This window comes from Lysinibacillus sp. KCTC 33748 (assembly GCF_002237755.1).
GTDB lineage: Bacteria > Bacillota > Bacilli > Bacillales_A > Planococcaceae > Lysinibacillus.
Genome location: NZ_MWSJ01000001.1, coordinates 451,695 through 461,775 on the forward strand (window position 1 = coordinate 451,695; position 10,081 = coordinate 461,775).

A 10,081-nucleotide genomic window follows, 5' to 3' on the forward strand; every position below is an offset into this window, starting at 1 on the left:
AAGAAAGGAGTTTTGCCGATGGGTATGTGGTTAATACCGGCTCTTATTGCCATTACGATTATCTCTGCTATTTCGCTTGTGTCAACGCTGAAGATTGCCAAAATGACGTCTCAGCGGAAATCGGAAAATGATACGCCGATTTCAGAAACCGTTGAAGATTATTCGACGATGCTCAACCCGATTGTCTGGGTATATATCATTTTTTTACTCTTTTTAGGGATAATGATTTTTTATTATTGGAGTAAGTACGGTTATTAAAAAGATTTTTTTCTTCATTCAGCTCATATTTTTAAATATAGCTGAATGAAGATATTTCCATTTCTCTCAGGTGAAACCTTCTTTATATATGCACTTTCGATACTTAGTTTTGTTTCAAATTGCTAAAATATTCGTTGCTAATAAAAAACTCTTCTCGGCCTTGTCGTGGTCATATAAGGAAAAGTTATGATATGATAAAAGGGAAGCATCCTGTTCTGCAAAGCGGGGACAGAAAAGGAGAAGAAGTTCATGATTTCAACTAACAGCAAAGACTTATTAGCAATGCCAATTAGTGATTTTATTATTTCATCTGAAAAGGTTGCGCATGTACAAAGTGGAAATAGTGCGGAACATGCACTCCTAGTACTGACACGTACAGGGTATTCTTCGATACCTGTTTTAGATTTGAAATATCGACTTCAAGGTTTACTAAGTATGAAAATGATTACTGAATCTATTCTTGGACTAGAACATATTGAGTATGAAAAGCTACCTGATATTAAAGTGGATACGATAATGGATAAAGATATCGCTGTATTGAAATTGACGGATACTTTTCAGCGGGCTCTAGACTTAGTAATTAACCACGCCTTTTTATGTGTTGTGGACGAAGATGGAACATTTGCCGGAATTTTAACGAGACGAGTTATTCTAAAGCAATTGAAAAAATATATTTATCAAAAAGAGTAGTAGTTTAAGAGGGGACTCAGATGAAAATCATGAGGCCCTCTTTGCTTGTAACGGAGGTTTACTGATTGATGGCAACGGAGGCTGAAATTTTAAAAGTACTAGCAGAGGAACGTAATATGCGTAAAGCAGCAGAACGTTTATTTTTATCGCAACCGGCGCTTTCTCAAAGGCTTCAAACTATTGAAAAAGACTGGGGCACGCAATTATTTATTCGTTCGCAAAAAGGACTTACGGCGACACCTGCTGGAGAGCTTATTATTGCCTATGCAACAGAAATGCTCAGCAAAAAAGAAGAGATTTATGAAACAATCCAGTCATTAACGACGAAAGTAAACGGGACATTGAAAATTGCTTGTGCATCGATTGTCGGACAAAACTGGCTTCCGATAATATTAAAGGATTTTGTATCGAAATATCCTGATGCAAAAATTTCTCTTATGACCGGCTGGAGCTCTGAAATTGTAAAAGCACTTTATGAGGGTGAGGCTCATGTAGGGATTGTGCGTGGGCAGGTTGATTGGAAAGGGGAAAAGATTCATCTTTTCCGTGACACCCTTTATTTAGTCGATAAAGAGTTAAAAACGATAGAAGATGTGTTGACGACAGATCGACCTTTTATTCAATTTAAAAGTGATTCCAATTACTATCAGGAAATTCAACAATGGTGGCGTCAGCATTTCGCTTCAAATCCACGAAAACAAATTTTAGTTGATCAGATTGAAATTTGTAAGCAAATGGCATTGAATGGTATCGGTTACGCTATCTTACCTTCAATAACGTTAAATGACAATGATGGTATTAATAAAATTGCATTAACTAATAATGAAAAAGAATTTGGTATAACGCGTGATACTTGGTTAATTGGCTATGAATCTTCATTTGAGTTACGACAAGTAGAGGCGTTTGTAGAGGTAGTGCAAGACCATGCACGATGTTTGTTTGATTATACGAAATAAGAATACTATCAAGGCAGTCCCAAGTGATTATTTTCACTAGGGGCTGCTTTTTTTATTGGTATTAACGTCCATAAAAAATCCCACTGATTAAAGCTTCACTCTATAAAAAATTTCTTGAGCCTATTACGTTAGGTTTCGATTTGTTAAAAACATATGCCATGTATAAGTTGATTGGAGTGGAGGCTGGGCGACTCCTCGGAGATCAGCGATATAGAGGAACGAAGGCTAAAAGCATCACGTCCTGTGATAACGCCTTCGTGACCAACATCGTGCTGTTGCTGTCGCTGCGCTTTCGCACAACCAAAACCAAAACCCTCTGCTGTCGCTACGTTGCACTCACGCTTTCGCGCAAAAGGCATCTGTTGGCCCGAGACCCTGGAGCGAGCTTTGCGAGTGAAGCGGCTCATCGGACGCCCCCAGGAAGCTCTGCGCGAAAGCGAAGCGTCAGCAACAACAAAGCGCCCAGTCGGAACGGAAATCAACCCCACGTTTTGATAATTAACTAATTCTTAAGAGTTTATGAATATTCATGAAGATGTCATAAGAAATGAAACAAAGTGCAATAAAAAACGTATAATTATTTAACCATCAATTTACATAAAAGGGGCTGAGTTTTTGAAGAAAACGAATATTACGGTATTCATACTACTATTCATGTTTGTTATTAGCCTTATTCTTCCTGTGGAGCAGGCAAGTGCTACTGCAACTGCTAGGTTAGAGGTACAGGCTAAAGTAGGGATTGCAGGTAAGGCTAAATACCAATCAGTTGTGCCGCTTCAAGTAACAGTAAAAAATATAGGTGCAGATTTTTCTGGAGATATGGTCATCAATGCTTCTGGCACCTATCAAGCTACAACAGCGAAAGTGCTTCCGATAGATATAGCGGCAGGAGAAGAAAAAACATTTGATATATATCTAGATGGTATCGATAACTATAATTACTCGAATTCAGATGTGTTTGCATTTTTTGAAGGGGGCATAGAAAAGGGGAAAAAGGTTGCTTATAAAGGAACAAAGCAGCTACAAAGTAATCTTTTAGATCCTTCAGCCGTTTTTATTTATACATTAACGGATAATAGTGATCGCTTATCAGCATTTTTGCGCCTTTCTCAATTTGCTTCTCAAAATAATGTTGAAGTGTTCAATTTAAAGCAAATGAAGGATTACACATTGCCAGAGGATACAGAAGGGTTTGCAATGGCGAATGTTATCGTCATCGATGAAATTGCTAGTGCTGATTTATCCCAAAAGCAACAAGAGTCTTTACTAAAATGGGTACAGAATGGTGGAACATTATTAATAGGTGCTACTGATCAAGTAAATGCAACAGCAGCTATTTTTAAGGATTATTTACCACTAACTTTATCACAACAAATGACATCCGTTTCTGCAGATAGACTATCGAAATTATCAGGCGGAGGGGCTTTTACACAGCCTATTTCTATTTATGAAGCCACTGAAAATCAAGGAAGTATTCCTTTATTAGCAGAAAACAATAAGATTTTAGCGTCTAAGAAAAATGTGGGCAGTGGAGAAATTATTCAAACAACGTTTTCTTTAGGGGACCAACCACTTTCGTCTATGGATGGTTATCCATCATTAGTGGCGAAATTGATAAATATTCAAAAGATGTCACAACAAATGGTTCATGGACAGTCGTCGCTGGAGCAAATTTCAAATGACTTGCGTTATATGAATGAATTATTCCCTTCGTTTGAAGTATCTGTTAGCTATATGCTCATTGTTATCATTTTATATATTTTAATAATCGGACCTATTTTATATTTCATTTTAAAGAAAATAGACAAACGTGAGCATGCATGGTGGATCATTCCCGCGATATCCATTGTGTTATCTATTGCTTTATTTATTGTTGGTGCAAAAGATCGAATTGGGCAGCCGCAAATTCAACAATCTGCATTTTATAAAGTAAATGAAGATAGTAGTTTAAATGGTTACTACGTAGAGTCCATTTTAACAAATCGTAGTGGTGATTTTGTTGTGAATACAGATAAGAATTCAAGTGCATTCGCGCTGCGAAATTCTAATGATTTCGCAGGGACAATAGAGGATTTACATGAAATATCCTATATTAAGGAAAATGCTAATGGTTCAACGCTGACACTACGTGATTTAAGTTATTGGTCTATTCAGTCGTTTGCAGGGAAAACGGCGGCACAAAATATTGGCAAAATGGATATCGATATTACGTTGAAAAATGAAAAGCTGACTGGGACTATTAAGAATAATTTCCCGTTTGCCTTAAAGGACGTTACGTTAATCTCTGGCATTAAAGAAGTTAAACTTGGCGACATTGCAGCGAACGGTACTCTTAAAGTTGATAAGGAGCTAAAAGCAACAGTTCTTCAAAAACCATCTGATTTTACAAATTACAATTACAGTAATTATCCAACGAAGAAGGAAGAAGTGGATCCTGCACGTATCGAGTCAATGAAAACTATGGCATTACCGCTTGTAGAAAAAGAGAAAAAGGCTGTCATTACAGCATGGGCCGATCAAGCTATAGCTGGGGTTGAGTTGGAAACAGGTGCGGATATGTCTCCGCTTACTTATTTGGTTCAGCCATTTGATGGCAAAATAGAGCTATCGGGTCCATTTACAATGAAGCGTAATAACTTTACGTACTCAGTAAGCCCACTATCTCCTAATTCGAATTATGACAAAATTGATGAGCAGTTAAATAGTTGGTATTTGTCAAATGGTTCATATGAAGTATCCATCGCGATGCCAGATCATTTTATGAATTCAGTTCAAACATTAAACGAATTGACGATTTCGAATAAGGATAGTAATCGTATGCAGCTATCGATTTGGAATAACGAGACGAAAACTTATGAGCCGTTGGTAGATACGAAACAGGTGTTCACAGATAACATAAAAAAATACTTCAATAATAATGGTGAATTGTTGATTGAGGTTAAATTCGGACCAGATCAAACGGGTGAGCAAACGAAATTACCAGATGTAGAGCTGAAGGGAGTGGCGAAATAATGATTGAAATTCGTGATTTAACGAAAAGATATGGCTCCTTTACGGCACTAGATCATTTGAATCTATCTTTGGAGGAAGGGGTTGTCTTTGGTTTTGTAGGTGCCAACGGGGCAGGTAAATCGACTACATTTTCGATTTTAGCAACGTTGCTGTCTCCAACTTCGGGTGATGCTTTTATTAATGGAAAGAGCGTTATTAAGGAACCAAAGGAATTACGAAAACTAATTGGTTATATGCCAGATTTCTTTGGCGTCTACGATCAACTAAAAGTAGACGAATACTTAGACTTTTACGGTGCCAGCTACGGCATTGGGGCAGCTGAACGAAAAGTACTAATTCCACAGCTGCTAGAGCTAGTAAACTTAACAAATAAACGGTATGACTATGTTGATTTACTATCACGAGGGATGAAGCAGCGTCTATGTTTAGCACGTGCTCTTATCCACGATCCTAAAGTATTAATTTTAGATGAACCTGCATCAGGTTTGGATCCACGTGCACGAGTAGAAATGCGTGATATTTTACGGAATTTAAAATCTATGGGAAAAACGATTTTAATCTCCTCACATATTTTGCCCGAGCTTGCAGAAATGTGCGATGAAATCGGCGTGATCGATAATGGTAAGCTTATCGCGCATGGCAATGTAGCTTCCATTCAAGCACAGCTACAGGGGGAGAAGCGTATCGTAGTTAAAGTAACGGATTGTTTAAACGAGGTACGTGCATTTTTGGAGGAGGATCCACTAATCTCCTCTATAGATGTAATAGAGAATCGCTTAGAGATAGCCTTTAACTACCGTGGAACAGATGCGGATCAGGTAGCATTGTTGAAAAAAGCTATACTTGCGAATTTACCTATATATGCGTTAAGCGAAGAGGAAAAAGATTTAGAGGATGTCTTTATGGCTATTACGAAGGGAGCGGACAATCAATGATGGAACGATTTTATAATCCGGTATTCGTAAAAGAATTGAAGTTGCGCTTCCGTTCTTTTAAAAGCTTTTCAGGGTTAATGTTTTATTTAGCGGTTATTTGTATTTTTATCGCAGGGTTTTTGCTTATAACAACTGGTTTTACAGGCAAAGGTTTCTTCAAACCAGAAACAAGCTTTATGATGTTTGCGGTATTAACAATACTACAAATGGCTCTTGTTCTTTTCATTACACCAAGCTTAACGGCCGGTGCAATAAGTAGCGAAAGGGAAAAGCAAACATTAAATATTTTACTAACAACGACACAAAGCTCTACTCAAATCATCGTTGGAAAATTATTATCCTCGGTAGCATTTTTAGTATTGATGCTGATCGCAGGATTACCATTATATAGTTTAGTATTTTTATTTGGTGGCGTATCGCCATCTCAATTAATCTCGATATTTTTATTTTATTTATTAACAGTCGTAGCAATTGGTAGTATTGGTGTTATGTTTTCAACGATTACAAAGCGAACAATTGTTGCGATGATTTCTACGTATGGTTCGATCATCTTTTTAGGTGGCATTACAGCGTTTTTCTTCTTTTTAACAGTGGCCTTCCATCAAATGGGGAATACAGCCTTAGGTACTACGACTTCTTATATGGCTTACTTTTGGGCTTCTATTAACCCAGGTGCATTAATGCTTACACTTACTTCGTCATCTATGGGCGATGCATTAGCACAGGTTTCGGGAGTGGAATTACCTGTATGGATTAGTTATTTAATAGTCTATTCATTGATTATTGTTTTTTGTTTAACCATTGCGATTAAAAAATTACGCGCCAATATGAAAAGCAACCGATAAGGAGGGAATCTTATGGAGCATCGTAAGCAATTACGAAAATATATTCAACGTGCTAAGACGAGTTTAACGGTAGAACGAAGCATTCCAATTGCACAGTACGGCTTGTTTTTTGCATTGCTTTCGAGTGCTTCCCTCTTCCTCGTTTCAAGACTCTTTGTTTGGCCGTATTATCGCCAAACAGCTCTTACTACCTTTATCGTTGTCATACTAGCAACTGTACTATTTATGTGGTGGAAGCGTGTAAAGGAAAAGGCAGCATTGCATACACTGGATGATTATTTTTCTCACAATGAGCTAGTGACAGCCTTATCATTCGAGGATGATAAGGACCCACTCGTTCAATCTTTACGAACGAAAGCAGTAGAAAACGTTGAAAAGGCGTTTGCTGACTTTAAGGCTCGAAAGAAAAACTTGTTCCGTCCAAAAGCGTTGATTGGGTTGTTTGGAACAGCTGCTGTACTAGCAATTCTTTATATGTTCCCAGCAGCTACACAAATTGAAGCAATTGAAGTGGAAAAAGAAAAAGCTGTCATTGAGGACGTTAAGAAGGAAGTTGCTAAATTAGAGAAAAAAGCAGAAACAAAAGAAGTGAAAGAGCAATTAAAAGAATTGCAAAATACGTTAAAAGAGGCAGAGACAGCTGAAGAAGCATTACGTGAAGTCGTGAAAAAGCAAAAGGAACTTGCTTTAAAGGAACAACAATTAAAAGATAAGCAAACGGCTAGTAAGGATGGCGCTTCTGACGAGCAAGGCTTATCGAAGGAAGAAGTGGAGCAATTGAAAGAGCTTGCCCAAATGCAGCAGGAGCTGACGCAAAATGCCAATGATACTCAGATAGCTATGAGCAAGCTTGGGAAGCCTGCAAGTAATTCCTTACAAAATGCTATTGCGAGTGCCAATACTAGCAATAACAATCAGCAAAATAATGCTAATTCAAATCAAAATCAACAGTCTTCAGCGAATTCACAGCCAAGTAATCAACAAGGTCAAACAGGGCAACAGGGGAATTCACAAAACGGTTCTCAACAGGCTAGTGGTCAAGGTCAGGGACAAGGATCGAGTCAAAGCAATCAACAAGGAAAAGGGCAAGGTCAAGGGAACGGCCAAGGTCAAGGCCAAGGTCAAGGCCAAGGTCAAGGCCAAGGTCAAGGCCAAGGTCAAGGCCAAGGTCAAGGCCAAGGCCAAGGTCAGGGCAATGGTTTTGGTTCAGCAGGTGGTAGCGGTATAGGCGCAGGGCAGGGTGGTCGCGATTTATTAACGACACCGAAACGAGTTGGTGGCTCTAGTCAGACATCGGTTGATAGTGGGGCATTAGGCGAAGGATCACATGTTTCAGAGCAACAAGGAAATGGTCCCATTACTAAAGGTTCTATCCGTCCATATGAGGAAGTTATAGGCTCCTATAAAGATAGCTATTTAGAAAGCTCAGAGCGTTTACAATTACCGAAGGATTTACAAAAAGTCGTGCAATCTTATTTCACGTCAATTGAGTCTCAGTAGGAGGAAAAGAAATGGCATTTACAGAGCAACAATATGTTGAAATGAGTAAGCAATTACTACAAGTAAAAGAAGAAATTCATCGCTTTATCGTCGGGCAAGAGGAAGCAATTGATTATACATTATACGCAGTGCTTGCTGATGGGCATGCATTATTAGAGGGCCTACCGGGTTTAGGGAAAACCATGTTAATCCGTACAATTTCTGAAGTGCTAGATTTATCATTTTCGCGAATTCAATTTACACCAGACTTAATGCCAGCGGATATTACAGGGACAAGTATGATTGAGCGCACATCTGATGGTAAGCAGCAATTTACGTTCCAGCAAGGTCCGATTTTTAGCCAAATGGTATTAGCGGATGAGATTAACCGAGCAACACCAAAAACACAAAGTGCATTGCTTGAAGCAATGGGTGAAAAAACGGTAACAATTTTGGGAGATACGAAGAAAATGGCACGACCATTCTTCGTTTTAGCAACACAAAACCCGATTGAGATGGAAGGAACTTACCCTTTACCAGAGGCGCAAATGGACCGTTTTCTATGTAAAATTCTTGTGCCGTACCCTGAGAAAAGTGAGCTAATGGAAATTATGAAGCGGACAACAGGCGCTACGGAAATTGGTTTACAAAAGATCATGAATACGGAAGCTCTTATTGAAGCACAGCAAATGGTGAAGGAAGTACTTGTTGCTGATGAAATGCTCGAATTTGCGACGGACCTTGTTGTGGCTACACATCCTGAGAGAGTAGATGCCATTGATGAGGTCAAGCAATATGCGATGTATGGTAGCGGCCCTCGAGGTTTACAAAGTTTAATTAAATTAGCGAAGGCAAGGGCGCTTATGAACGGACGTTTCCACGTTTCTGTAGCAGATATTAAATCTGTGGCGAAGCCGGTGTTACGCCATCGTATGCTGTTGAATTATGAAGGGGAGGCTTCAGGTAAAACAGCAGACGATGTGATTGATGTCATTTTAGAAAAAGTGCAGCAAGGTGTTAATAGGTGACACAAAAACTATTATTGCCCGAGGACTGGCTAGCGAAAATCAGCCGCTTCCAAGTAGCGACGGCCTCCAAATTACGTGGGCAACACAAGGGCTCGCACCGTTCGCAACGCTTCGGGGCATCGCTCGATTTTTCCGATTTTCGTGAATATCATTTAGGAGATGATGTGCGTCAGGTAGATTGGAATGTCTTTGCGAGAACGGATAAATACTTCATTAAACGTTTTTTAGATGAACAAGAGATGCGTGTTCACATTTTACTAGATACAACTAAATCTATGGGCGATCAAGCAAAATGGACGTTTGCCCGACAAATTGTCGCCTCACTTGGTCTAATGGTGCTCGGTCGCGATGATCGCTTATCATTTTCTTTTGTACAGGATGAGGTGAAGCCACCATTTCGTCGTAAAGGTGCCATGTATCGTCGTGCCTTTTTACAGGTAGTCACAGACATAGAGCAAGCAACTTATACAAATAGCTTCGCAGAGGGAGCATTAAAAGCATTGCCTAAGGATAGTACAGTACTATTTATTGTGACGGACGGACTGGAGCCAATCAAGGAATGGGAGCAACTTTTAAAAAGGCTACCACGTTTTGCGGGGGATGTGCGTATTTTGCAAATAGTTACGCAAGAAGAACTATCACCAGAATATAAAGGTGATGTGCGCTTACTCGACCGTGAAACAGGCAGAGATGTAAATGTTACGATGTCTTCTAAAGTTCTAGACACATATTTGGCAAGACGTTTATTACATGAAGAGGAATTTGAGGCAATTTGTCGGCGTTTCGGTGTTCGACAATTACAGCTTAAAGTAGAAGATGGATTACAACATGCGATCTTTCAACAATTATTAAAAGCACATTGGATTAGGTGAGGTGAG

At 39.1% G+C, this 10,081-nt stretch carries 9 protein-coding genes; all 9 read left to right on the forward strand.

The window, feature by feature from the left end; translation table 11 throughout:
* The first annotated feature begins 18 nt into the window (after positions 1-18).
* Positions 19-258, forward strand: coding sequence for a short-chain dehydrogenase (locus B1B04_RS01970; RefSeq protein WP_079559655.1), 240 nt, complete (start codon positions 19-21; stop codon positions 256-258).
* A gap of 249 nt (positions 259-507) precedes the next feature.
* Positions 508-948, forward strand: coding sequence for a cyclic-di-AMP-binding protein CbpB (gene cbpB, locus B1B04_RS01975; RefSeq protein ID WP_079559656.1), 441 nt, complete (start codon positions 508-510; stop codon positions 946-948).
* A gap of 68 nt (positions 949-1,016) precedes the next feature.
* Positions 1,017-1,904, forward strand: coding sequence for a LysR family transcriptional regulator (locus B1B04_RS01980; protein WP_079559657.1), 888 nt, complete (start codon positions 1,017-1,019; stop codon positions 1,902-1,904).
* Between the two features lie 615 nt (positions 1,905-2,519).
* Positions 2,520-4,916: a hypothetical protein gene (locus tag B1B04_RS01990; protein ID WP_079559659.1), complete on the forward strand. Its 2,397-nt coding sequence runs from the start codon at positions 2,520-2,522 to the stop codon at positions 4,914-4,916.
* Positions 4,916-5,851 (forward strand): ABC transporter ATP-binding protein, encoded by a 936-nt coding sequence (locus B1B04_RS01995; protein ID WP_079559660.1) that lies wholly within the window; start codon positions 4,916-4,918, stop codon positions 5,849-5,851. The genes B1B04_RS01990 and B1B04_RS01995 overlap by 1 nt, the downstream gene beginning before the upstream one ends.
* Positions 5,848-6,696, forward strand: a complete 849-nt coding sequence (locus B1B04_RS02000) for an ABC transporter permease (RefSeq protein ID WP_079559661.1) — start codon at positions 5,848-5,850, stop codon at positions 6,694-6,696. Before B1B04_RS01995 ends, B1B04_RS02000 begins: the two co-directional genes overlap by 4 nt.
* A 12-nt stretch (positions 6,697-6,708) precedes the next feature.
* Positions 6,709-8,196: a hypothetical protein gene (locus tag B1B04_RS02005; protein ID WP_079559662.1), complete on the forward strand. Its 1,488-nt coding sequence runs from the start codon at positions 6,709-6,711 to the stop codon at positions 8,194-8,196.
* A gap of 11 nt (positions 8,197-8,207) precedes the next feature.
* Positions 8,208-9,203 (forward strand): AAA family ATPase, encoded by a 996-nt coding sequence (locus B1B04_RS02010; protein WP_079559663.1) that lies wholly within the window; start codon positions 8,208-8,210, stop codon positions 9,201-9,203.
* Positions 9,200-10,075: a DUF58 domain-containing protein gene (locus tag B1B04_RS02015; RefSeq protein WP_079559664.1), complete on the forward strand. Its 876-nt coding sequence runs from the start codon at positions 9,200-9,202 to the stop codon at positions 10,073-10,075. Before B1B04_RS02010 ends, B1B04_RS02015 begins: the two co-directional genes overlap by 4 nt.
* The last annotated feature ends 6 nt before the right edge of the window (positions 10,076-10,081 follow it).